23 protein-coding genes and 2 pseudogenes are annotated in these 22,329 nt (G+C 60.2%); 5 read left to right on the forward strand and 20 right to left on the reverse strand.

All coding sequences use genetic code 11. The features are described 5' to 3' along the window. Nucleotides 1-56 precede the first annotated feature (56 nt). The 6 genes and pseudogenes from IGB42_RS05395 to IGB42_RS05415 all read right to left on the reverse strand — a co-directional run bounded on the left by IGB42_RS05395 (nucleotide 57) and on the right by IGB42_RS05415 (nucleotide 5,748). Complete coding sequence (locus tag IGB42_RS05395) at nucleotides 57-1,172, reverse strand: aromatic ring-hydroxylating dioxygenase subunit alpha (protein ID WP_159668080.1); 1,116 nt, start codon at nucleotides 1,170-1,172, stop codon at nucleotides 57-59. A 262-nt stretch (nucleotides 1,173-1,434) separates the two neighbouring features. Then, nucleotides 1,435-1,695, reverse strand: a complete 261-nt coding sequence (locus tag IGB42_RS22145; RefSeq protein WP_236822504.1) for a hypothetical protein — start codon at nucleotides 1,693-1,695, stop codon at nucleotides 1,435-1,437. A gap of 123 nt (nucleotides 1,696-1,818) precedes the next feature. Next, nucleotides 1,819-1,980: pseudogene (locus IGB42_RS22635) on the reverse strand (FAD-dependent oxidoreductase); the annotation flags it as partial. 41 nt (nucleotides 1,981-2,021) lie between these two features. Beyond that, nucleotides 2,022-3,815: pseudogene (locus IGB42_RS22150) on the reverse strand (FAD-dependent oxidoreductase); the annotation flags it as partial. Nucleotides 3,816-4,028: 213 nt separating this feature from the next. Further along, entirely contained in the window at nucleotides 4,029-4,520 is a 492-nt protein-coding gene (locus tag IGB42_RS05410) for a cyclic nucleotide-binding domain-containing protein (RefSeq protein WP_159668089.1), read from the reverse strand. 73 nt (nucleotides 4,521-4,593) lie between these two features. Continuing rightward, entirely contained in the window at nucleotides 4,594-5,748 is a 1,155-nt protein-coding gene (locus tag IGB42_RS05415) for a PLP-dependent aminotransferase family protein (RefSeq protein WP_159668092.1), read from the reverse strand. 199 nt (nucleotides 5,749-5,947) lie between these two features. Between IGB42_RS05415 and IGB42_RS05420 the strand changes: the two genes are divergently transcribed. Beyond that, on the forward strand, nucleotides 5,948-6,418 hold the full coding sequence (locus tag IGB42_RS05420) for a MarR family winged helix-turn-helix transcriptional regulator (RefSeq protein ID WP_159668096.1): 471 nt from the start codon (nucleotides 5,948-5,950) through the stop codon (nucleotides 6,416-6,418). On the opposite strand, the gene IGB42_RS05425 is transcribed toward IGB42_RS05420, so the two are convergent. Together IGB42_RS05425 and pmbA are read right to left on the reverse strand one after the other, a co-directional pair. Then, on the reverse strand, nucleotides 6,415-7,041 hold the full coding sequence (locus IGB42_RS05425) for a DNA-3-methyladenine glycosylase (protein WP_159668099.1): 627 nt from the start codon (nucleotides 7,039-7,041) through the stop codon (nucleotides 6,415-6,417). The two genes, IGB42_RS05420 and IGB42_RS05425, sit on opposite strands and share 4 nt — an antisense overlap. Continuing rightward, nucleotides 7,041-8,372, reverse strand: a complete 1,332-nt coding sequence (gene pmbA, locus IGB42_RS05430; RefSeq protein WP_159668102.1) for a metalloprotease PmbA — start codon at nucleotides 8,370-8,372, stop codon at nucleotides 7,041-7,043. The genes IGB42_RS05425 and pmbA overlap by 1 nt, the downstream gene beginning before the upstream one ends. Nucleotides 8,373-8,471: 99 nt before the next feature. Between pmbA and yjgA the strand changes: the two genes are divergently transcribed. Genes yjgA through IGB42_RS05450 form a run of 4 tightly spaced genes read left to right on the forward strand, consistent with a single transcriptional unit; the run spans nucleotide 8,472 to nucleotide 10,951 of the window. Continuing rightward, nucleotides 8,472-9,038: a ribosome biogenesis factor YjgA gene (gene yjgA, locus IGB42_RS05435; RefSeq protein WP_159668105.1), complete on the forward strand. Its 567-nt coding sequence runs from the start codon at nucleotides 8,472-8,474 to the stop codon at nucleotides 9,036-9,038. Next, entirely contained in the window at nucleotides 9,035-9,697 is a 663-nt protein-coding gene (locus IGB42_RS05440; RefSeq protein ID WP_159668108.1) for an HAD-IA family hydrolase, read from the forward strand. Before yjgA ends, IGB42_RS05440 begins: the two co-directional genes overlap by 4 nt. Further along, nucleotides 9,690-10,280, forward strand: coding sequence for a molybdopterin adenylyltransferase (gene mog / locus IGB42_RS05445; RefSeq protein WP_159668111.1), 591 nt, complete (start codon nucleotides 9,690-9,692; stop codon nucleotides 10,278-10,280). Before IGB42_RS05440 ends, mog begins: the two co-directional genes overlap by 8 nt. Continuing rightward, entirely contained in the window at nucleotides 10,277-10,951 is a 675-nt protein-coding gene (locus IGB42_RS05450; RefSeq protein WP_159668114.1) for an alpha/beta hydrolase, read from the forward strand. Before mog ends, IGB42_RS05450 begins: the two co-directional genes overlap by 4 nt. Before the next feature lie 90 nt (nucleotides 10,952-11,041). Here the strand turns inward: IGB42_RS05450 and IGB42_RS05455 are convergent, their stop codons facing one another. The 12 genes from IGB42_RS05455 to IGB42_RS05510 all read right to left on the reverse strand — a co-directional run bounded on the left by IGB42_RS05455 (nucleotide 11,042) and on the right by IGB42_RS05510 (nucleotide 22,294). Continuing rightward, nucleotides 11,042-12,748, reverse strand: a complete 1,707-nt coding sequence (locus IGB42_RS05455; protein ID WP_159668117.1) for a hypothetical protein — start codon at nucleotides 12,746-12,748, stop codon at nucleotides 11,042-11,044. 36 nt (nucleotides 12,749-12,784) lie between these two features. Beyond that, nucleotides 12,785-13,156 (reverse strand): STAS/SEC14 domain-containing protein, encoded by a 372-nt coding sequence (locus IGB42_RS05460; RefSeq protein ID WP_159668120.1) that lies wholly within the window; start codon nucleotides 13,154-13,156, stop codon nucleotides 12,785-12,787. Nucleotides 13,157-13,315: 159 nt separating this feature from the next. Beyond that, complete coding sequence (recO, locus tag IGB42_RS05465) at nucleotides 13,316-14,074, reverse strand: DNA repair protein RecO (RefSeq protein WP_159668123.1); 759 nt, start codon at nucleotides 14,072-14,074, stop codon at nucleotides 13,316-13,318. A gap of 18 nt (nucleotides 14,075-14,092) precedes the next feature. Continuing rightward, a complete protein-coding gene (gene era, locus IGB42_RS05470; RefSeq protein ID WP_159668126.1) occupies nucleotides 14,093-15,022 on the reverse strand; it encodes a GTPase Era in 930 nt (309 codons plus the stop codon). A gap of 29 nt (nucleotides 15,023-15,051) precedes the next feature. After that, nucleotides 15,052-15,753, reverse strand: coding sequence for a ribonuclease III (gene rnc / locus IGB42_RS05475; protein ID WP_159668129.1), 702 nt, complete (start codon nucleotides 15,751-15,753; stop codon nucleotides 15,052-15,054). Nucleotides 15,754-15,759: 6 nt separating this feature from the next. Then, the gene (locus tag IGB42_RS05480; RefSeq protein WP_159668132.1) at nucleotides 15,760-16,128 is read right to left on the reverse strand and encodes a DUF4845 domain-containing protein; all 369 of its coding nucleotides are present in this window, start codon (nucleotides 16,126-16,128) and stop codon (nucleotides 15,760-15,762) included. A 25-nt stretch (nucleotides 16,129-16,153) separates the two neighbouring features. Further along, complete coding sequence (gene lepB / locus IGB42_RS05485) at nucleotides 16,154-17,110, reverse strand: signal peptidase I (RefSeq protein ID WP_159668135.1); 957 nt, start codon at nucleotides 17,108-17,110, stop codon at nucleotides 16,154-16,156. 27 nt (nucleotides 17,111-17,137) lie between these two features. After that, complete coding sequence (gene lepA / locus IGB42_RS05490) at nucleotides 17,138-18,931, reverse strand: translation elongation factor 4 (protein WP_159668138.1); 1,794 nt, start codon at nucleotides 18,929-18,931, stop codon at nucleotides 17,138-17,140. 66 nt (nucleotides 18,932-18,997) lie between these two features. Further along, nucleotides 18,998-19,243: a glutaredoxin family protein gene (locus IGB42_RS05495; RefSeq protein ID WP_159668141.1), complete on the reverse strand. Its 246-nt coding sequence runs from the start codon at nucleotides 19,241-19,243 to the stop codon at nucleotides 18,998-19,000. Continuing rightward, nucleotides 19,240-20,664, reverse strand: a complete 1,425-nt coding sequence (locus IGB42_RS05500) for a DegQ family serine endoprotease (RefSeq protein ID WP_159668144.1) — start codon at nucleotides 20,662-20,664, stop codon at nucleotides 19,240-19,242. Before IGB42_RS05500 ends, IGB42_RS05495 begins: the two co-directional genes overlap by 4 nt. A 155-nt stretch (nucleotides 20,665-20,819) precedes the next feature. After that, on the reverse strand, nucleotides 20,820-21,806 hold the full coding sequence (locus tag IGB42_RS05505) for a MucB/RseB C-terminal domain-containing protein (protein WP_159668147.1): 987 nt from the start codon (nucleotides 21,804-21,806) through the stop codon (nucleotides 20,820-20,822). Continuing rightward, on the reverse strand, nucleotides 21,803-22,294 hold the full coding sequence (locus tag IGB42_RS05510) for a sigma-E factor negative regulatory protein (RefSeq protein ID WP_159668150.1): 492 nt from the start codon (nucleotides 22,292-22,294) through the stop codon (nucleotides 21,803-21,805). Before IGB42_RS05510 ends, IGB42_RS05505 begins: the two co-directional genes overlap by 4 nt. Nucleotides 22,295-22,329: the final 35 nt, after the last annotated feature.

Consider the following 22,329-nt stretch of genomic DNA (forward strand, 5'->3'; position numbering starts at 1 on the left):
CTCCCCGATTATCCGCATGGCCGCGTGCGGCGCGATGCGGGATTACCCTGCAATGTTCATGCGCCCAGCACGTCGCCCATTTCGCGGCGGATGAACTGGTGGAAATGGCGCATGCCGTCTTCCATCGGGCTCTGGTACGGGCCCACTTCGTTGCGGCCTGCCTTGTAGAGCGCAGTACGGCCCGATTCCATGCGGTCGATGATCTCGCGGTCTTCCACTGCGGTTTCCGCGTAGGCGGCCTGCTCGGCAGCCACGAATTCCGGTTCGAACCAGGCGATGTCCTCCGGGTAGTAGAATTCGCAGATGTTCTTGTAACTGCGCGGCCCGGTGGGGATCAGCGTGGAAATCACCAGCGTATGCGGATACCACTCCACCATCACGTTCGGGTAGTAGGTCAGCCAGATAGCGCCATGTGCCGGCTGCTTGTCCCCGTAGTAGGCCTGCACCTGCTTGTGCCACTCGGCGTAAACCTTGGAGCCCGGCTTGGCGAGTGCGTTGTTCACGCCCACGGTCTGTACCGAGTACCAGTCGCGGAATTCCCATTTCAGGTCATCGCAAGTAACGAACTTGCCCAGGCCCGGATGGAAAGGCTCGACGTGGTAATCCTCCAGATAGACCTCGATAAAGGTCTTCCAGTTACCCTCGTACTCGTCCACCTGCACGCTGTGGAACACGTAGTTCGAGAAATCCAGGTTCTTCGCGACGCCCAGATCCTTGAGGTCCGCCTCGATATCGTGGCCGTTGTCCTCGAACAGCATGCCGTTCCATTTCACCAGCCGGGTTTCCGGCAGGTGCAGGCACGGGTTGCCCGGGAAATGCGGCGCGCCGGCCAGATGGCCATGCTGATCGTAGGTCCAGCGGTGCAAGGGGCAAACGGTATGCGTGTTCTTGCCTCGCCCGGACAGCATGCTGGCCTGGCGGTGGCGGCATACATTGGAAAGCAGCTTGATGCCGGCATCGGTGTGCTTGAGATACTTGGCACCACCGGTCATCTCCAGCACGTGATAGTCGCCGGCTTCCGGCACCATCAGTTCATGGCCAATGTACTTGGGGCCACGCTGGAACAGGCGTTCCAGTTCGTGCTGATACAGCGTTTCGTCGAAATAGGACGACACGGGCAGTTGTGTCGACATGTCCAGCTGCAACGCGGCAGCCGTAGCCAGATTGGTCATCGCCAATACCTCCTGGGCCAGAAGGTCTTGCCACTTTGTTATCAGATTCGATAAACGATGGGTGGGCAAGCCATCAATGAAAAGCCGGTGATGCTGTGACAAGCAGCTTCGTTCACCAACCGCCGAAAGGCGCGAATTGTCGCCCAAATACCCGCGGCGGGCAAGCCTATCCATGCGCGCAAGCGCTTGTAAGCACTCAAAAAACCGCTAACCGGTGCGAATTTCCGGCTGCTGCGCTGCCGGTTATCGAAATGACGGCAGGCTAGAGCAGCGTGCTCCAGTCGCCCGCGCGCAAGCGGCCCAACTGATCGGCACTGACCGGCCGCCGCCCCTTCACCATGCGCCCCAGCGCATCGTTCAACACCGGCCAGCCGATCAGGATGCCGCCAGCGCAATACCCTTTGCTGATCAACAGCTTGCGATAGCGATGCGTGGCAACATCTTCGTCGGCAAATACCTCATCGCCCACGTCCGGTTTGAAGCGCCCCAGCGAAACCACATCGGCCCCTACCACCTTGAGCATGGTCGACAGGACCGGTTCGGCGTAGACACGCTGCTCGCCCAGGGCATTGCAGGCAGCCACTTCCGCCTGCTCCACCGCCACTGGCCACAGCCCGGGTGCCTTGCCCTGCCATTCGGCAACGTCACCCGCTGCGTAGATATGCGGATCGCTGGTGCACATGCTGTCGTCGACCACCACCGCACGCGCCACCGTGAGCCCGGCATCCCGCGCCAGACCCACATTGGGCGCAATGCCTGCGGCAGCGATGAAGATATCCGCAGCAATCGCGGCATCCCCGTTGAACATGGCCCGTTGCGCACCGCTTTCATCACGCCTACGCCATCAAGCTGCGCGTTCAGTACGATATCGAGCCCCAGGCTTTGCAGGTAGCGCTGCAGCATGCGCCCGCCCGTCTCATCCAGTTGCCGGTGCAGCAGCCATGCGTTGCGCTCGATCACGCTCACTTTCAAGCCCATCTTGTGCAATGCATACGCGGCCTCCAGCCCCAGCAGGCCACCGCCCGCCACGACCGCATGCCGTGCATGTGTATGTTGCGCGTAACGGCGTACGCCCATTGCATCGTTCGCGATGCGCAGCACAAAACAGCCTTCGCCACCGTAGCCGGCAATCGGTGGCACAAAACTGCTGCAGCCTGTGGCCAGGATCAGCCTGTCGTAACCGAGGACTTCGCCATCGGCCAGCTCGACGGTGCGTGCCAGCGGGTCGATGCGGCAGGCGGCAGTATTGAGCCACACGTCGATGCTGCGTTCCGCATACCAGTTATCCGGCAGCAGGTAGAGCCCCTGCATGGCAGAACGCCCGTAGATCAGCCGGGTGATGCCCATGCGGTTGTACAGCGCGTGGTTCTCGTCCGCCACCACGGTCACCTGGCACGCCGGGTGGCGGCGGCGGACATGATCGGCAGCCGTCACCCCGGCAATGCCGTTGCCGATCACCACCACATACCTGATGGCCGGGTTGGCCCGGATAGCGCCATCCACGGCCCGGGCAGCCGCCCGCTCCGGTTTGAGCGCGATGCTGACCTTGCCGCCCTGGATACGTGCACAGCACGCCATGCGCGTGTTATCCGCATGCCCCAGGCGGGCCAGCGTGTTTTTCTCGTCATCACCGATTGGCGAAAGGTTGTCCATGCCGACAGTAACGGCGACCGGATCGGCGCCGCACACTCCCATGCGGCACCCGGATTCGATCGCACAACCGCTGCGCTCCACCAGCTCGAGCAGGGTGATGCCTGCGGTGGCCGGCACGCGGCGCTGTTCCGGCTGAATGGTGATTTCGGCCTGCGCGGTAGCCGCCACCTCGCCCAGGCGGGCAGACACATTGACGTTCCGGGCGGCAATCTGTTCGCGGAACCAGCCCTCGCGGATCACGCTGCGCGCGATCCACCACACGGTGAGCACGGCCAGTGCCAGGCGGATCAGCATCGGCACGCTATCCGGTATCACCATGCCGCTCAGCGTGCTAACCCCATGCGCCCAGCTGCCTGCGGCGAACCAGTAATAGAAATTGAATGCCAGCGCGCCGAACAATACGGCCAGGCCGTTTTGCGGCAGCTTCAGGAAGGTATCCAGTACATGGAACAACGCCAGGCTCAGGCCGGCATACAGCGCGAAATGCGCATAGATGGCCACCAGCGCTTCGTGCTGCGGCACGGTGAAGAACGCCAGGATGAAACCGGGCAGCAGGCCGGCGAACAACCTGCGGTAGCCCGCATGGCGGCGGTCATCATCGTACTGGTCCGCCAGGTAGGCCACGCCGGGGTTGAAGTCGTAACAGTTTCTGGTGCAGCTACGCAGGGCTGGCAATGCGCATTGCGCAGCAGGATGAATGGCGTCTGGCCATAGATGCGCTGCACTGGCAGCAACGGGCAGATGCTGCTGCACCAGCCGCTCTTGCCCTTGAAGATCACGCCGCCCAGAAAAGCGCCTGCCAAGCCACCCCGTATCAACAGGCTGCTGGCCACGCCACTGTGATCGAACAGCCATCTGCGGCTGGAAACCAGCAACAGGAACAACGCAATGCCCAGCACGTAGCTGTATTCGCGGATATGCCGCGTATGGCTGAAGCCACGGGTAAAACCGAACAGCCGCGGGGTCTGGTTGAGCGCAGCCATCGGGCATATATGCGCCACAAGCCCGGTGCAATGAAGAACACTGCGGGCAGCAGCGGCACGATCACCGACCACCACACCAACAGCCCGGTTTGTGGTGCAAGCCATAGCAATGCAGCCATGGCCAGTGCGCAGCACACGCTGACCACCCGCAATGCAAACCACAGCGGCATCGGTACCCGCGAGGGGATCTGCAGGTAGTTGGGAAAACGGATGATGGCGTTCACGGTTTTCTGACCACGCCAAGCACGTTGCCGGTCATGCTGCGCAGACGCAACGACAGGATACGCCCCAGATCGAACAGCACGCGCCGCGCCAGCTCGGGCTGACGCCCCGCCAACAACTCGAACGCATCCGGTGAAATGCCGTAAAGCTGCCCGGCCTGCAGCGCGCGCACCGATGCGGACCTGGCCTGCCCGTCAAAGAACGCCTGCTCGCCGAAAATCGATTGCCGGCCTATGGTGGTCAGCCGGCGTGGCTTGCCGCTGGCAAAATCTGCCAGCACTTCCAGCTCGCCTTCCGCAACGATGTAGAACGCGCGGGTCTGCTCACCTGCCAGGATGAGCATATCGCCGGCACTGAAGCGCCGTTGCTCGGCCACGCTCAGCAGTTGGCGCCAGTCTTCAGTCGATGCCTGCCCCAGGAAGACCAGCGCGGGTTCGGCATCCGCATCGCCGCCTGCTGCACCATAATCGAAAAAGGAAGTCAGGCTCATGGAGCCCTCCGCGCACGCTGTGGTGCTATCGGTAGAGCCCATTTCGCTGCTCAATTCAAGCAGCTTCCCCCGCTCAGGCAGCCAGGCGGCTTTGCGCGTCCAGCAAGGCTGCCAGCCGGCGCATGCCTTCTTCTATCAACGCCGGGGCGGCATGGCTGAAATTGAGCCGCAACCAGCTCTCGCCCGGTGCGGCATCGAAAAATGCCTCGCCCGGCATGATGGCGACACCGGCTTCCAGCCCCTGTTGCAGCAACAGGCGCGTATCCACCGGCTGCTGCAGCCTTACCCAGAAAAACAGCCCGCCCGCCGGCGTATGCCACTGCGCGCGCGCGCCCAGATGGCGCGCCAGCGCCGCATCCATCGCATTGCGCCGTGCGCGGTACAAGGGCAGCACCGCCTGCACGTGGGCGGCCAGCGCGCCACGCGCCAGGCAATCTGCCACCAGTGCCTGGCTCAGGCGGTTGCTGTGCAGGTCGGCCGCCTGCTTGAGCCGTGTCAGTGGCGTGATGAAATCTGTATGCACGATCAGGTAACCCAGGCGCAGGCCGGGTGCCAGCGTCTTGGAAAACGAGCCCTGATAAATCCAGCGCGCAGTCTGCAGCCGCCCGGCGATGGGTGACGGTGCCGGGCCTTCGTAGGCCAGATCGCGGTAGGGGTCGTCTTCGAACAAGATGGCGCCCGCTGCATCGATACGTGCCGCCACCGCATCACGCTCGGCTTCGCTGTAGCAATAACCGGACGGGTTCTGGAACGTGGGAGTGAGGTAGACGGCACGCTCATGCAACAGTGCCTGATCGAGCGCTGCCAGATCGGGGCCACCACCGGTGACGGCAAAGCTGCGGATATCCGCACCGAACAATCTGAACGCCTGCAATGCCGCCAGATAGGCCGGTGCCTCGGTCACGATGGGCGTGCCTTCGTCCAGCAACAGCTTGCTGACCAGATCAATGCCCTGTTGCGATCCGTTGACGATCAGTACCTGGGCGGCATTGCACGGTATGCCGAGCTGCCGGGCATTTTCCGCCACCAGTTCGCGCAACGCCGGTTCACCCTCGGTCTGGCCGTATTGCCAGATATCCGGCAGCTTGCCGCCGGGCAATGTGGGCTGGTACAGCGCTTCTTCAGCGGGCAGGCCGCCAGCGAAGGAAATCATGTCGTCACGGGTGGCGGCAGCAAGGATATCGCGGACCAGCGACGAGGTGAGGCGTTCGATACGGCGGGCAAACATGGGCAGCTCCTGACGTGAATGGCGCATGCACTGCCGGCCCGATCGGGCGGCAACACAACGCATGGCAACCTGGATTCACGTCTTGCGTGCTGCCCGGCACCGGCCCCTGCAGGTGTTGGTTTTCACCATCGGGGCTGGCACAGCGCAATTAGGTCATATACATTGACCAATAATTCTACAATCAGAAAATAAAGTCAACATGATTGACCAAATAAATCACCCGCTCGACCGTGCACTGGAATTGCTGTTCCACGGCTATCGCGCGTTCACCGCCAAGGCGGATGCGCTGCTGGCCGAACGGGGCCTGAGCCGGGTACACCATCGCATCCTGTATTTTGTCGGGCATCAGCCCGATAGCACCGTGGGCGAACTGCTGCTGCGCCTGCGTGTGAGCAAGCAGGCACTCAATGCGCCGCTGCGCGATCTGCAGCAGGCCGGCTTGATCGAGGCGCTGATCTGCGGGCAGGACAAGCGTGTGCGCCGCTTGCGCCTCAGCACCGCAGGCGCAGCACTGGAGCGCGCATTGTCGGACAGCCAGCGGGATTTGTTGGCGGGGGTATTTGCCGCCGCCGGCCCGGCGGCGGAAGCCGGCTGGTGGCAGGTGATGGCAGAGCTGGCCGCAGCCGATGTACCACCGGACGGCAAGGCCACCCAAGTGAAGACTGCCTAGTAGGAAACCGGTACCGGTTCCAGGCTGCGCCAGAAGTACCATGTGGCCACCGTGCACCACGGTTGCCACTGCGCCGCCAGCTTGCGGGCCTCGGCTTTGCCCAGCCGCTCTCCGGCGTGGTAGTGCAACGCAATTGCCCGTATCAGGCCGATATCGTCCAAGGGCAGCACGTTGGGGCGCAGCAGGTGGAACATCAGGAACATTTCCACCGTCCAGCGCCCGATGCCACGAATCGATGTAAGCTCGGTGATGATGGCGTCATCATCCCAAGCCACCCAGTCGGCAGGGTTGAGGCGCCCTGCCGCATGATGCGTGGCCAGCGCCTGCAGATACTCCACCTTGCGGCCAGACAGCCCGCAGGCGCGCAGCGCATCCACTTCTGCTGCCAGTACATGCGCACTCTCCATCGTGCCCAGTTCGGCCAGCACGCGGCGCCACACCGAATCGGCCGCCTTCACCGAAATCTGCTGGCCAACGATGGAGCGCGCCAGCGTCTGGAATGCGTCACCGCGCCCTTCCAGGCTGATTTGCGGATAGGTGGCAATCAGCGTTGCCAGCACCGGATCGGCAGCGGAAAGCTCGGCACACGCCTGATCCCAGTAATCGGGCTTGCCGATGATCATCACTCGCCCGCGACGGTGAGTTTGTCGATCAGGATGGAGCCCACCCGCTTGCTGCTGCCCGGCACGATGTCATCACCGATGCCGACGATGCCCTTGAAGATGTCACGCAGATTGCCGGCGATGGTGATTTCCTCCACCGCGTACTGGATCACGCCGTTCTCCACCCAGAAGCCGGCCGCGCCGCGTGAATAATCACCGGTCACCATATTGATGCCATGGCCCAGCAACTCGGTCACCAGCAGCCCGGTACCCAGTTGCTGCAGCAATTGCTCGAAGCTGGCGGTGGCCTGTACCAGCAGATTGTGCGGGCCACCCGCGTTGGCGGTAGTGGCCATGCCCAGTTTGCGGGCGCTGTAGCTGGACAGGAAATAACCGTTCAGCACCCCGGCACTGACCAGATCGCGCCGCGTGGTGGCAACCCCTTCGGCATCAAATGCGCCGCTGGCCTGGCCGCGTAGCAGGAAAGGGTCTTCCACGATCTGCACGATGGGCGAGAACACTTGCTGCCCCAGGCTATCGAGCAGGAAGCTGGATTTGCGATACAGGCTGGAGCCGCTGATGGCAGATACCCAGTGCGAAATCAGCGAGCCCGCCACTGGCGCTTCGAACAGCACCGGATAATCACCGGTCTTAATGCGGCGCGCACCCAGCCGGCGCACCGCGCGCTCGCCGGCACGGCGGCCCACTGCTGCGGCGCCGTCCAGATCACCCTGCGCACGGGCGCTGGTGTACCAGTAGTCGCGCTGCATGCCGCTGGCATCCTCGGCGATCAGCGCGGCAGAAATGCTGTGACGCGTGCTGTCGCCATGGCCGATGAAGCCCAGCGAATTGGCATACACCCAGCGCGATGCCGAGGTACTGACGCTGCCGCCTTCGGAATTGCTGATGCGCTCATCCACCGCCTGACCAGCCGCCTCGCATTCCTTCGCCAGCTCGATGGCGGCTTCCACCGGCAATGCCCATGGGTGGTACAGATCGAAATCTGGGAAGCTGGTAGCAAACAGCGCCGGGTCGGCCAGGCCGGCAAATTCGTCCTCGGCAGTGTAGCGGGCAATCGCCAGTGCAGCGGACACCGAATCGGTCAGCGCCTGGCGCGAGAAATCCGATGTACTGGCATGCCCTTTGCGCTGCCCCAGATAAACGGTAACGCCCACGCCCTTGTCGCGGTTGTATTCGATGGTTTCGACTTCGCCCAGGCGCACCGAAACATTCTGGCCAAACCCTTCAGAGGCGTCGACATCACACGCGGTAGCGCCCTGGCGCTGTGCTTCTTCAAGTGTAAAACGGACCAGATCGGTAAATTGCTGCTGGCTGAAGCTGAACTCGGACATAGGCTTCCTTGAGCTGAATGCGGTAACCGGAGCAAATTCCGGTTCGAACGCAAATTGGAATAGGTGGATAATAACGCTTTTGCACCTTAGCTTCCCGCCATGCCTCGACACAACAAGCAGACCGAACCCACTGACGACGAAATCGAACTCGTCAGCAAATCCCAGATGAAGCGTGATTCAGCGGCGCTGCAGGCCATGGGCGAGGCGCTGATCCCGCTCGACAAAAAGCTGCTGCAAAGCCTGAACCTGCCCGAGCGGCTGTACAACGCGCTGATCGATGCCAAGAAAATCACCGCCAATGGCGCCGTTGCACGCCAGAAGCAGTACATCGGCAAGTGGATGCGGCATGTGGACCCTGCCCCCATCCAGGAACTGCTCGATTCGATTGCCGGGGTTTCCGACCGCCACAACGCCTGGCTGCACCAGCTGGAGCGCCAGCGCGACAAGCTGGTTGACGACCCGAAGGCGCTGGAAGCGTTCATTGCCGAGTTCCCGCAGGCCGATGTACAGCAACTGCGCCAGTTGATCCGCAATGCGCTGAAAGAACGCGAGCAACAGCGCCCGCCCAAGGCATTCCGTGAATTGTTCCAGTTGCTCAAGCAATACCAGCCGGAACCCGCGCTGCCCGGCGCACACCTGGATACCGCAGAGGAAGACGAAGCGTGAGCATACAACGCAACTTTGCTGCGGTGCTGTTCGACATGGATGGCACGCTGATCGATTCAACCCCGGTGATCGAGCTGGTATGGCGGCGCTGGGCCGAGCGGCATGGCGTGGATGTGCCGTTGCTGATGAGCAAGATCCATGGCCGGCGCGGCCAGGAAGTGATCCCGGAAGTGGCGCCGCACCTTGATGTGCAGGAAGAAGTACGCCAATTGCTGGCGGAAGAAGCGGTCACGCTGGATGGCACCACGGCGATTGCCGGCGTGCAGGCCATGCTGGCATCGCTGGGTGGCGCGCGCTGGTCCATCGTCACCTCTGCCACGCATGCGCTGGCGGCGGCCAAACTGGGCTTCGTCGGCCTTGCCATCCCGGAGCACGTGATCGGTGGCGATGACGTGAAGAACGGCAAGCCGCACCCGGAGCCTTATCTGATGGCCGCCGCGCATCACGGTGTCGATCCGGCCGATTGCCTGGTGTTCGAAGATGCCATCAGCGGCATCCAGTCTGCCAAGGCGGCCGGCATGACCGTGGTGGCACTGGCAACGTCGCACCCGATCGAGCAACTGGGCGACGCGGATCTGATCATCCGCGACTGGCACGATATTGCACTGAAAGTCTCGGCCAGCGGCATCACGCTTGAGGTGTTGCGCGCGCATGGCTGAACTGAAAATCGGTCTGGTATCGGTATCCGACCGCGCAGCCAGCGGCGTGTACGGCGACAAGGGCCTGCCGGCACTGGCGGAATGGCTGGCCGGTGCGCTGCTCACCCCCTTCACGCTGGAACAGCGGCTGATCCCGGATGAACAGCCGCAGATCGAAGCCGCGCTGCAGGCGCTGGTCGATGAGCAGGGTTGCCAGCTGGTGCTGACCACCGGCGGCACCGGGCCGGCACCGCGCGACGTGACGCCGGATGCCACGCTGGCCGTTGCAGACCGCGTGATGCCCGGTTTTGGCGAACAGATGCGCCAGATCAGCCTGCATTACGTACCCACCGCGCTGCTCAGCCGCCAGGTGGGGGTGATCCGGGCCGCCAGCCTGATCCTGAACCTGCCAGGCCAGCCCAAGTCCATCCGGGAAACGCTGGAAGGCGTGAAAGATGCCGATGGCAAGGTACTCGTGCCCGGCATCTTCGCCAGCGTGCCGTATTGCATCCAGTTGCTGGGTGGCCCCTATATCGAAACCCGGCCGGATGTCGTCGCGGCGTTCCGGCCCAAAAGCGCGAACAAGCCGCAAGGAACCGCATGAGCGACCTGCTCCCCTTCGAAGAAGTACAGTCCGGCCCCAACCCCGTTGCCAGCGTGATCTGGCTGCATGGCCTGGGTGCCGATGGCAATGATTTCGTTTCTGTCGTGCCGGAGCTGGGCCTGCCCGCCGGACTGGCGGTACGCTTCATTTTTCCGCATGCACCGCACATGCCGATCACCTGCAACAATGGCTACGTGATGCGCGCCTGGTATGACATCCTGCATTTCGATGAAATCAGCCGCCACGCGGATGAAGCCGGCGTGCTCGCTTCGGTCGGCATGATCCGCGCACTGATCGCAGCCGAAAACGCACGCGGCATTGCTTCATCCCGCATCGTGCTGGCCGGTTTCTCGCAAGGCGGCGCCATTGCGTATACCGCCGGGCTGACGCACCCGGAGCCACTGGCAGGCATCGTGGCGCTGTCCACCTACCTGCCGGCACCGGCACTGCTGACCGGTGATGCGTTGGCTGCCAACGCCGGCACACCGGTGCTTGCGGCGCATGGCACCAGCGACCCGGTTGTGCCGCTGGCCTTGGGGCAAAAGGCCGTTGCCAGCGTCGAAGCACTGGGCAACCCGGTGCAATGGCATACCTACCCGATGCCGCATTCGGTCTGCCTGCCGGAAATCAGGGCCATCGGCCAGTTTCTTGGCCAGCGGCTCGCAAGCTGAAAACGGCATCAATCCATCAAGCAGCAACAAGAAACGGCGCTTCAAAGCGCCGTTTCTTGTTGCATCCATGTGAACCTGGCCTTCCCCCACTCAGCTTTCCTGGCGCAGTACCTGCACGGTTACCCAAGTCCATTCCACGCCCTTTTCCAGCAGTGCCCCCAAGCTCACGGTAAACACGCGATCCCGCGCCTGTACCCGGTATATACGCCCCACGCTGTAATCAGCAGAACGGATCAGCAAGGTATTGATATTGGCACCATCTACCTGATGCGGGATATATAGCGCGGTACGCATATTGGGCAACTCGACGCCAAAAGGCGTCATCTCCGTCACCGAAATCTGCTCCAGCCTGTCTTGCTCGGCAGAGTGCATGCTGACGGCTACCGGGGTGCTCGACAGCACCTGTATGCCGGCATAAACCTCGTCATCACTCTTGCGGCTCAGCCGTCTGACTACGCCAACCTTCCAGTTCTCGCTGGCGTCGAGGCGCAGCCCCAGCAACAGACCAGGCCGCACCCATTCGTTTTCAGAAAAGCGCAGCAAGGCGCCGTAACCGCCATCCGACTCGTTCTCTATGGTCCAGGTCACCCATTCCTGCTGCTTGTTGGGTACGGAATACGGGTTGTGGATCTGCTTGGAACGGGTACGCGAGGAGACAAAACCATACAGACGCATATCCATGATTTCATCGTAATCGACCTGCACTTTGGTCTCGGTGGGTTGGCGCGAGTATTTGTCGTTGTCGCTGCGCACGCTGGCGTAGATTTTCTCCAGCGTGTACACCACATCCGCTGCCTTGCGCACATCACGGCGCTCACTGCGCGTGACTTCGGCATTGCGGATAGCCATGGTCCAGAACACATCCAGGTGCTTGAGCAACTCCAGGCATGAAGGGGTACGGATATCACTGCCCAGGCCCAGTTCCTTGGGGGCAACGCCTTGCTCCAGCTTGCGCAGTGCATCTTGCATGTCCGACATCATGTCGAACAGGCTCCAGTAACGGTATGGCTCGCCACTCGAATCGGGCTGGATCTTCTGCGGCCCCAGCGGCTCCTGCAGGTTGATGCAGAAATGGTGGCGATCCTGCTGGAATTTGCGTGACAGCTGGATCAGCTTGGACCAGCGGTTCAGCCATTGATCGGCCCAGTCCAGCTGGCGCACGGACAGGTTGTTGCTTGCCAGCGTGGCCAGCATCAGGATCTGGATGTACTCATCGGCACAGGAGCTGATCTCGTCAGCCCGGTGCGGATAGAGCTGGAAAGGGTTGCTGTCAAAACCGTCAACTTCAGAAAGGCGATACAAGCGGTGTATCAAGGTCCACAGATCACCCGGCACTTTCTCGAAGTGAAAATAATGCCACTTGGCCTGGGTGGACAGATAATGCAGGCTGCGCGCCAGCACCTTGGGCATCAATTCCTCGAAGCCTGTACGCTCAACCGATGCAGGTTCGTGCTGAACGAACTTCTGGTAAACCGATACCCAGGTTTGTGAAAAGCCGACAATATCGCGCCACAGCTTCTGCTCGATCTCCTTGGACATGCGCGGGTTGGAGATGTACTGATAGCAAATCGCATCAAAGCCGGTCTGCGCGGCATCATCCACCAGCATCACTGCCTGCAGGATTTCCATATTGAGCTTGCGCTGGCCGTTCAGGAAGTCATCCAGCGCCTGCAGCAGCTTCAGGCGCTGGGTAGCAGGATCGTCTTGCTCCAGTCTTGATATCCAGCCGGCGGCCTGCTTGAGGCCAACAAAGGGCGACTTGTCGCGGGAGAACAGGCTGCTGATCATTTCACGCATAGGGCTTATCGTTGATTGGCGCTTGGAGTATGGTTTTCAGGCGGCAGCCTCGACATCGGACATATCCTCGTTCAACCAGCCCTGGGCAGCATCGACATCGGAGAAGACTTCGATTTCTGCCTCGGAAAGCAACTGGTTGAGCCATGCCGACCAAGTTACCCACTGATCATCTGCGACAATGGCAACACGCTTGAAGTCACGGCGATGCGCACGCGCGAACCTGATTTCTTCCAACGCCATGTCGAGGGTATAGCCCAGCATTTCCGTCAAATCAAAAAGCAGGTTCACCGCACCGCGAAAACGGATCTCGTACAGCACTTCTTCTTCGAACTCACGGAAGTCGTGCACGGTGAATTCGCTCAGCACGGCAACGTGCAGATAATTCGGTTCATGGCTGATACTGAGCATGTTCTCTCCCGGGTGAAGCTTGTTCTGACTCAGACTCTCCGAGCATAGCCGATCTGCTACTGCTACGCAGGAATTACGGCAATATGTCAGTTTGGCCAGCGATTGGTGAGGTATTTTAGCGTCAGCTTACGCATAGCGGGAAATCAGCGTTTACTGATGTCACAATTTTTGCAAATCCAGCAACAGTCTGCGCGTATGCAGCGGTGCATCGCCAAGGATTTCTCCCAGCACTTGGCGCATCAGCAGCTTACCCTGGGCTAAAGCACGATCATCCTGAAATGCGCCAGCGCCTGCATCCAGCAAGGTTTGTCCGTCGAATGCGGGGCCGGTTCCCTGATGTGCGGTAATGCCATGGCTGACATCGTACGCATAGGCAAGACCAGCCCGCACAGGTAGACCATTCACCTCACAGGTCCAGTCCGGCGCATAGCCCTGCACCCGGATCAGCACGAGCTCGAAGCTGCGCAGGATGGGTTCGACGCGCATCTGATCAAATTGCGCCAGCGCGCGGATCGCCTCGAAATAGCTGACGAACAATTGCGGGTTAATGTCGTCACGCGGCAACAGCTTGATCAACAGCTCATTGAGGTAGAAGCCGCAAAGCAATGGCAAACCGGTCAACTGCGGCAAACCACCCTGCCATTCGGCAGTGTGCAGGGTCTTGACTTCACCTGCGCCAAACCAGGACAACAGCACGGGCTGGAAGGCCAGCAATACTCCGCGCAATTGCGAGCCGGGCCGCTGCGCGCCGCGGGCCACCACCATCACCCTGCCATGGTCACGGCTGTATACATCCAGCAGCTTGCTGGTTTCGCGGTACGGGTACTGGTGCAGGATGAATGCGGGTGCGGCATCCACGCGCGGCACGGATGCCGGCTTGCGCCGGCGTGGCTTGGAGGCAGCAGATGATGCAGTCATCGGTGGCCGGCGGTGGCCTTATTCGTAGCCGAACTGGCGCACCAGACGTGTATCGTCTGCCCAGCCGCCCTTCACTTTTACCCAGACTTCGAGAAACACCTTGGCTTCGAACAGTTTTTCCATGTCCTGCCGTGCTTCGCTGGCAATGCGCTTGAGCTTCTCGCCATTGCGGCCGATCAGCATCGACTTCTGGCTATCGCGATCGACCAGAATGGCCGCATGGATATGCCGCAACTCGCGGCCATCCTTGGTTTCTTCTTCGGTGAACTTCTCGATCTCGACCGTGATCGCATACGGCAGTTCGTCACCCATCAGACGGAAAACCTTTTCACGGATCATCTCGGCCGCCAGGAAGCGTTCATTGCGATCAGTCACATGGTCTTCGTCGTAGAACGGCGTGGATTCGGGCAGCATCGGCTCGACTGCCTTGACCAGTACATCCAGCATCTGCGCCTTGAGCGCGGCAATCGGCACGATGGCAGCAAAGTCACGCTGTTGCGACATGCTGGACAGGAAAGGCAGCAGGCTCGATTTATCCGCCACTTCATCCATCTTGTTGATCACCAGCACCACCGGCCGGTTTTTCGGCAGCAGCTTCAGCACTTCCTGATCCGGCGCACCAAACTTGCCAGCCTCGATCACGAACAGGATCACATCCACATCGGCCAGCGTGGTGGTTACGCTGCGGTTCATCGCCTGGTTCAGCGCATTGCGATATTTGGTCTGGAAACCCGGGGTATCGACAAACACGAACTGCGCGGTATCGGATGTAAGCACACCGGTAATGCGATGGCGCGTGGTTTGCGCTTTCTTGGACGTAATGCTGATCTTCTGGCCGATCAACTGGTTCATCAGCGTGGATTTTCCCACATTGGGACGGCCCACGATCGCGACAAAGCCGCAACGGTAATCGCCCGCTTCAGGCGGGGTCTGGATTTCTTCGGTCATCTTGTTGCTCCGCCCGGCACAGGCAATGTTCAAAGCCGCTTGCCGGGGTAATTTTGTCTGAGTTGGGCCAGCACCAGCGCAGCGGCATCCTGCTCGGCCGCACGGCGGCTGGGGCCTTCGGCGCGCGCAATCACCTTCAGCGCTTTCACTTCGCAGCCGACTTCAAAAACCTGATTCGGTGATTCGCCGTCTTGGCGCAGCACGCGATATTCGGGCAGATCCTGCCGTCGTGCCTGCAACCATTCCTGCAAACCCGTCTTGGGGTCCTTCAAGGCCTGGGTCGGATCGATATTGCTGATGCGCGCGGCAAACAGCCGTTCTATGGCTGCCTCGCTCTGCGCAAAGCCACCATCCAGCCAGATTGCACCAAAAATCGCCTCCAGCGCATCCGCCAGGATGGACGGTCGGCGATGGCCGCCACTTTTCAGCTCGCCCTCACCCAGGCTCAGGTAATCACCCAGCTGCAAGCCACTGGCCACTTCGGCCAGTGCCTCCTGGCGAACCAGGCTGGCACGCAGACGGGATAGCTCGCCTTCGTTCAGCTGCGGGAATTGCAGGTAGAGCACACGGGCGATAGTGGCATTGAGCACGCCATCGCCGATGAACTCGAGCCGCTCATTATTGCTGGACGAGAAACTGCGATGCGTCAGCGCCTGGCGCAGCAATCCGGTATCTGAAAAAACATAACCGAGCGCCCTGCACAGACGCTCGGTAGGCAATACGACAGCCACAATCGCTTACTGGCTGCTGGAGCCACTCGATTTCGAATATTCGAAATCGAACAGCAGGCTGATATTGGCAAACAAGGGAACGACCTGCTCGTAAGCAACAGAAATCTTGGTCAAGCTACCCGTCTGCACAATCACCAGATCTTCAGCCTTGACGGCCTGGATATTGCTGATGGTTGCCTGACGGACAAACGCATCCCTGAGTGATGAAGGCGAAGCGCCACCCTGGTCACGAATCACGTTATCGATGGCTTTCTTGACCGAGAAATATTCCACGTACGCTGGCGATGCCTTCATGAAAAGCACGGCAACCAGAATGACCACGATGGAAATGATCATGAAACCGAACAAGCTCAAGCCACGTTGTGCACGCATCATCTAGTCCTCAATGTTTCTATATATTTTATTGAATGCGGGTACCGATACGGCCCAGCGCTTTCGGATTGAACCAGACCAGGAATGCCTTGCCGACAATATACGAGTCGGGCACGAAACCCCAATAGCGTCCATCCGCACTGTGATCGCGGTTATCACCCATCATGAAGTAGTGACCATCCGGTACCTTGCAGCTGAATCCTTCGTCATCATAGCGGCAGTTTTCGCGGTACGGGAAATCGCTGACGTTGGAGAGCGAATACGACGGCATGTCCTTCACGGTCAGTGTGTAGTACTGGTGCGTACCGTACTTCTCCATCGCCTGGTCATTGCTGACCAGACCCAGACCTTCCACGTATTCATGCTGGCCCGCCGGCATGCTGGCAACCGGCTGGCCATTGATGGTCAGGCGCTTGTTGCGGTATTCCACCAGATCACCCGGCAAGCCGATCACGCGCTTGATGTAGTCGATCTTGGGGTTCTGCGGATAATTGAACACCATCACGTCGCCATGCTGCGGGGTACCGACCGGAATGATCACATTGTTGGCAATGGGTACACGCACGCCATAGGCAAACTTGTTCACCAGGATGAAGTCACCGACCACCAGGCCCGGGCGCATCGACGACGACGGAATCTGGTACGGCTCGACCAGAAAGGCGCGCAGCAGGAACACCACCAAGATCACCGGGAAGAAGCCACGGCCATATTCAACCCAGTCTGACGGCGGCGCATCGCCACGCTTCCTGGCCAGCACGAATTTGTCCAGCGCCCAAACCACACCCGTCACCAGTACGAACAGCAGCATTGCCCACGCAATCGACAGCATCTGTACCAGCAGGATGAATACGCCGATGATCACCGCCATATAGCCGTATTGCACCAGTTGTGGTGCCTCGCCATTCTTGCGTTCATGCTTGGCGCCGATCATCGCCATGATGGGGCCGATGACAGCTAGCGCAATGCCGATATAAATCCAGTTCATGCAGACTTCCTAGGATGCCGGGTAAGGTTACTTGTCGCTGACCTGCAGGATGGCGAGGAAGGCTTCCTGCGGGATTTCCACATTGCCTACCTGCTTCATGCGCTTCTTGCCGGCCTTCTGTTTCTCGAGCAGTTTTTTCTTGCGGGTGATGTCGCCGCCATAACACTTGGCCAGCACATCCTTGCGCATTGCCCTGACGTTTTCACGCGCAATGATGGCACCGCCAATGGCCGCTTGCACCGCAACGTCGTACATTTGCCGCGGGATCAGCTCACGCATCTTGCTGACGAGTTCACGGCCGCGATACACGCTGGTGCTGCGGTGCACGATAAGGCTCAACGCATCGACCTTTTCGCCGTTGACGAGCACATCGAGCTTGACCAGATCTGCGGCCTGGAATTCCTTGAAGTCATAATCAAGCGAAGCATAACCGCGCGATACGGATTTGAGACGGTCAAAGAAATCCATCACCACTTCGGCCATGGGCATGTCATAGGTCAGCATCACCTGGCGGCCCATGTACTGCATATTGCGTTGCGAGCCGCGCTTCTGATTACACAAGGTCATCACCGCACCCACATAATCCTGCGGCACCAGAATGGTGGCGGTAATGATGGGTTCGCGGATTTCTTCGTACTTGGTTTGCTCGGGCAGCTTGGACGGGTTCTCGATATGCGTGATGGTGCCATCCTTGAGCACCAGCTCATATACCACGGTCGGCGCCGTGGTGATCAGGTCCATATCGAACTCGCGCTCCAGCCGCTCCTGCACGATTTCCAGGTGCAACAGGCCGAGGAAACCGCAGCGGAAGCCGAAGCCCAACGCCTGCGATACTTCCGGCTCGAACTGCAGCGCCGCATCGTTGAGCTTGAGCTTGGTCAGCGAATCGCGCAGCGATTCATAATCATGCGATTCGATCGGATACAGGCCGGCAAACACCTGCGACTTCACTTCCTTGAAGCCTGGCAGCGCCTCTGTGGCCGGCGTTTTGGCGATGGTGATGGTGTCGCCCACCTTGGCCGATGCCAGCTCCTTGATGCCCGCAATCACGAAGCCCACTTCGCCAGCGCGCAATACATCGCGCTGTACCGATTTGGGCGTGAACACGCCAACCTGCTCGCAAAGATGCTGCGCCTTGGTCGACATGAACAGGATCTTGTCCTTGGGGCGGATTTCGCCGTCCACCACGCGCACCAGCATCACCACGCCCACGTAGTTGTCGAACCACGAGTCGATGATCAACGCCTTCAACGGCCCTTCCGGATTGCCTCTCGGCGCCGGGATCTTGCTGATGACTTCTTCCAGAATGTCTTCGATACCGATACCCGCCTTGGCGGATGCGCGTACGGCGTCTGTCGCCTCAATCCCGATGATGTCTTCGATTTCCTGCGCCACGCGCTCGGGCTCGGCTGCAGGCAAATCGATCTTGTTGAGCACCGGGCGCACTTCCACGCCCAGCTCGATGGCGGTATAGCAGTTGGCTACCGTCTGCGCCTCGACGCCTTGCGAAGCATCCACCACCAGCAGTGCGCCTTCGCAAGCAGAAAGCGAACGGCTCACTTCATAGCTGAAGTCCACGTGCCCGGGGGTATCGATCAGGTTGAGATTGTAAATCTCGCCATTGCGCGCCTTGTAGGTCAGCGCTGCGGTCTGTGCCTTGATGGTGATGCCGCGCTCTTTCTCGATATCCATCGAGTCAAGCACCTGTTCACTCATCTCGCGCATTTCCAGGCCACCGCAAAACTGGATGAAGCGGTCGGCGAGCGTGCTCTTGCCGTGGTCGATGTGGGCGATGATAGAAAAATTGCGAATATGGTCCATGGACTTCCGTGTTACGAAAAAGGGGCACGCCGCGCGTGCCCCGTTCAGTGCTGTCTGCCCGCAATCTTACCGGATTTTGGCCAGGCATTCATCCAGCGCGGCCAAGTCGAGATGATAGTGGCAAATCTCCACCCCGTCCCCGCGCTCCAGAACCGGTACCAGCTCACCGTATTTCTGCTCCAGCGCGTCGTCGTCGTCGACATCCACCCAACTGATCGTAAAGCCTTTCTCCGGCGCCAGCACCGCCAGCTGCTCACGCATCACCGTGCACAATGAACAATAAGTGCGGCCATACAGCGTCAACGTAGTCATTTATCCGCCTTCTCCGGCGCCTTCAGTGTCAGGAACTGCGCGCCGTCACCACGAATCACCCGCAGGGCGATTGTTTCGCCCGGTTTGAGCACGTTCAATGCATTGCGCAGTTGCTGCATGCTGGTCACTTCGCTATTGCCGATACCCGCCAGCACGTCGCCCTGCTGCAGTCCCGCGCGGCCAGCAGCACCCGCTGCCGCCTGCACCACCAGGCCAAACTTGAGGCCGAGTTGCTTGAGTTCACGCGCATTGAGTTCGCGCACCGTCAGGCCGAAGCGGTTGCTGTCCTCCTGGCGTTGCCCGCCCTTGTATTCACGCTCTTTGGACGCTTTGTCTGCCGCATCGAGCTGGCCCACGGTCAATGTGACATCACGCGTTGCGCGGTCACGCCATACCTGCACCTTGGCCTGGGTACCCGGCTTGGTTGCAGTCACCAACCGTGGCAGATCACCCGGCGTGGCAATCGGCTGGCCATTGAATTTCTGGATGATATCGCCTGGCTTGAGGCCAGCCTTGTCCGCCGGGCCATCCTTCTCGATCGACGACAGCAACGCCCCGCCCGCCTTGGGCAAGCCGAAGCTCTTGGCCAGTTCCTCGGTGACGTCCTGGATGGTCACGCCGATACGGCCACGTGTCACATGCCCGGTCGCCTTGAGTTCTTCAGCCACCTTCATCGCCACATCGATGGGAATGGAAAAACTCAGCCCCATGAAACCACCGGAGCGGCTGTATATCTGCGAATTGATCCCGACGACCTCGCCAGCCAGATTGAATAGCGGCCCACCCGAATTCCCCGGATTGATCGCCACATCGGTCTGGATGAATGGCACGAAGGTTTCATCCGGCAGACTACGGCCCTTGGCCGATACGATGCCGGCTGTCACGCTATTCTCGAAGCCGAACGGGGCACCGATCGCCGCCACCCATTCACCCACCTTGAGTTTTTCAGCGCTGCCCAGATCAACCTTGGGCAGGTTGGTCGCCTCGATTTTCAGCAAGGCGACATCGGTACGCGCGTCCGAGCCGATGACTTTGGCCTTGAATTCACGCTTGTCGGTCAGCTTGACCTTGATTTCATCCGCCTGCGCAATCACGTGTGCGTTGGTCAGGATATAGCCACCGGATTCAATGATGAAGCCGGAGCCCAGTGATTGGGTTTGCCGCTCCTGCGGCTGGCCTTGCTGGCCACGCCCGCCAGGCGGGGTGGGAAAACCGAAACGGCGGAACAGATCGAGGACATCCTCGTCGCCGCCAAACTGCGCCTGATCGGTAATGGTTGCCGTAGTGGAGATATTGACGACAGCCTTGCCTTCCTTTTCGACCAGTTGGGTAAAGTCTGGCAATGAAGCCGGCGCCGCTGCCTGTGCTGCAGCCGTAAAACCGAACGTGAGCAGGCCGGTAGCGATCCAGTTTTTGATCATCGTGGGTTCTTCCTTGTTTCTTGCGGAATGTTATGCAGGATTCGAACGCGGTAACGACAACCTTCACAGGCCGTCGTTACCGGCAATTCGTGCAGCATTCGACGAAAATGCATGCACTTTGTTCCCAACGCGCAATTGCATTGCAGGTTGACGCGTCAGCGGCTCTTCCACTGATAGACACCGGCAAATACCTGGACGGTTTCGGCGGGCACCTCACCCAGCACCGTGACGAGATAGGGGCCAACCTGACGGGAATACAGATTGACCGGCCCCTGGTCTGCCAGACCCAGTGGCACCTTGCCATCATAGGGCTCTATGAAAACGGAAACGCTGACCAGACCATCGCTGAAAAGCTGGTGCGTGACCGGCTTGCCATGCACAACCATGGGACGCTGCACCTGGCGCAGCAACTGAAACCCTTGCGGCACCGCGCGTACGTCCAGTTGCTTGTCCGGCAGGCCACCACTGACGCCACTGGCTTCAATGGGCACCGGTTTGAGCGGATGAGCAGGCCGCAGCAATTTGCGGCTGATTGCCCCACCCACCTGGACCTGCGAGAAAACCTGCAAATCCATCAATTCGCGTTTCTGCCCGAACATGGCAGCCTTCAGAGTCAAGCCACTTTCCGGATGGATCCAGAAGCGATGCAGGAAACGCAATTTGTCGCGCGGCTCGAAATCATAGATTTCGGTTTCCAGGCCGGCCACGCGTTCACGGCCGAGCTGGCGTATCTGATAACCGGCCAGCAATTGCTCCGGCTGATCCGGCAACTGGCGGGGGAAAAGCTTGCTAGTGTGGTGACGATCCAGCGAAATCTGGCCATTTTCCGGCAGGAACAGGCTGACCTGATCACCTTGGCGCAAGTATTCGCGCGGTGATCCGTCCAGCGATTCGCGACGCTCTGCCTCGAAACTGCCATCACGGATATGCACCACGCGCACGGCTTCCATGCGATCGACGAACTGGTGGATATATACGCCCTGATAGGAGACATCCTGCGGGGCCCGTGCCATCCGGTTAAGCAGTTGTGCCGCATCCTGATTCGACAATATATCGCCGGGTGCAGCCTGAGCAGCAGGCAGCGCCAAACCCAGCGCCAGCACCAGTGGTGCGCACCACTTCAATCCCGCCGTAGCCATCATCGTGTAGGGGAATCCTGATAAGACACGTTCATTACATCCTGGCTGGCAAACACATTGCCATTATCAGCACGATGCGCAGCCAGATAGGCGCGCAGGCGTGCACTGTCTGCCTGCGCAGCGGCAGCCGTCTGGGCAAACTGCGCCACGGGCTGCTGGGATGCGCCGCGGTATGCCTGCCAGCCCACCATGCTGACAAACGCCACCGACGCAGCAACCGATACCGGTGCGATCGCGCGGCGGATCAGATCCCGCTTGCGACGATGCACCACGGGTGCAATCACGATCGGTTCTGCGGCAAGGCGCTCGCAAAAGCGGCTCATGAAATCCGGCGAGAGGATGGGATGCTCTTTCTTGAGTGCATCGCCGACCAGATGCCATTGCTGCCAGTCTGTCTGCAATGCAGGATCATTGCCGATTGCGCGCAGCACCGCATCGCAGTCTTCACCGGCAAGTTCACCATCAAGTAGCGCGGATAATTGTTCTTTCATTTTTCAGCCTCTAAACACGTCGTGATCAAATCCCG

Origin of the sequence: Andreprevotia sp. IGB-42 (assembly GCF_009848685.1) — a bacterium.
Classification (GTDB): Bacteria; Pseudomonadota; Gammaproteobacteria; order Burkholderiales; family Chitinibacteraceae; genus Andreprevotia.

Excerpts from the sequence above, each read along its gene's own strand:
- pmbA (WP_159668102.1), bottom strand. The coding sequence starts at position 8,372 with ATGTCCGAGTTCAGCTTCAGCCAGCAGCAATTTACCGATCTGGTCCGT.
- IGB42_RS05460 (WP_159668120.1), bottom strand. The coding sequence starts at position 13,156 with ATGCTCAGTATCAGCCATGAACCGAATTATCTGCACGTTGCCGTGCTG.
- IGB42_RS05450 (WP_159668114.1), top strand. The coding sequence starts at position 10,277 with ATGAGCGACCTGCTCCCCTTCGAAGAAGTACAGTCCGGCCCCAACCCC.
- IGB42_RS05420 (WP_159668096.1), top strand. The coding sequence starts at position 5,948 with ATGATTGACCAAATAAATCACCCGCTCGACCGTGCACTGGAATTGCTG.
- IGB42_RS05395 (WP_159668080.1), bottom strand. The coding sequence starts at position 1,172 with ATGACCAATCTGGCTACGGCTGCCGCGTTGCAGCTGGACATGTCGACA.
- IGB42_RS05425 (WP_159668099.1), bottom strand. The coding sequence starts at position 7,041 with ATGATCATCGGCAAGCCCGATTACTGGGATCAGGCGTGTGCCGAGCTT.
- IGB42_RS22145 (WP_236822504.1), bottom strand. The coding sequence starts at position 1,695 with ATGCTCAAGGTGGTAGGGGCCGATGTGGTTTCGCTGGGGCGCTTCAAA.
- lepA (WP_159668138.1), bottom strand. The coding sequence starts at position 18,931 with ATGGACCATATTCGCAATTTTTCTATCATCGCCCACATCGACCACGGC.
- IGB42_RS05510 (WP_159668150.1), bottom strand. The coding sequence starts at position 22,294 with ATGAAAGAACAATTATCCGCGCTACTTGATGGTGAACTTGCCGGTGAA.
- IGB42_RS05505 (WP_159668147.1), bottom strand. The coding sequence starts at position 21,806 with ATGATGGCTACGGCGGGATTGAAGTGGTGCGCACCACTGGTGCTGGCG.
- era (WP_159668126.1), bottom strand. The coding sequence starts at position 15,022 with ATGACCGAAGAAATCCAGACCCCGCCTGAAGCGGGCGATTACCGTTGC.
- IGB42_RS05500 (WP_159668144.1), bottom strand. The coding sequence starts at position 20,664 with ATGATCAAAAACTGGATCGCTACCGGCCTGCTCACGTTCGGTTTTACG.
- IGB42_RS05480 (WP_159668132.1), bottom strand. The coding sequence starts at position 16,128 with ATGATGCGTGCACAACGTGGCTTGAGCTTGTTCGGTTTCATGATCATT.
- yjgA (WP_159668105.1), top strand. The coding sequence starts at position 8,472 with ATGCCTCGACACAACAAGCAGACCGAACCCACTGACGACGAAATCGAA.
- IGB42_RS05410 (WP_159668089.1), bottom strand. The coding sequence starts at position 4,520 with ATGAGCCTGACTTCCTTTTTCGATTATGGTGCAGCAGGCGGCGATGCG.
- IGB42_RS05455 (WP_159668117.1), bottom strand. The coding sequence starts at position 12,748 with ATGCGTGAAATGATCAGCAGCCTGTTCTCCCGCGACAAGTCGCCCTTT.
- recO (WP_159668123.1), bottom strand. The coding sequence starts at position 14,074 with ATGACTGCATCATCTGCTGCCTCCAAGCCACGCCGGCGCAAGCCGGCA.
- lepB (WP_159668135.1), bottom strand. The coding sequence starts at position 17,110 with ATGAACTGGATTTATATCGGCATTGCGCTAGCTGTCATCGGCCCCATC.
- IGB42_RS05415 (WP_159668092.1), bottom strand. The coding sequence starts at position 5,748 with ATGTTTGCCCGCCGTATCGAACGCCTCACCTCGTCGCTGGTCCGCGAT.
- mog (WP_159668111.1), top strand. The coding sequence starts at position 9,690 with ATGGCTGAACTGAAAATCGGTCTGGTATCGGTATCCGACCGCGCAGCC.
- IGB42_RS05495 (WP_159668141.1), bottom strand. The coding sequence starts at position 19,243 with ATGACTACGTTGACGCTGTATGGCCGCACTTATTGTTCATTGTGCACG.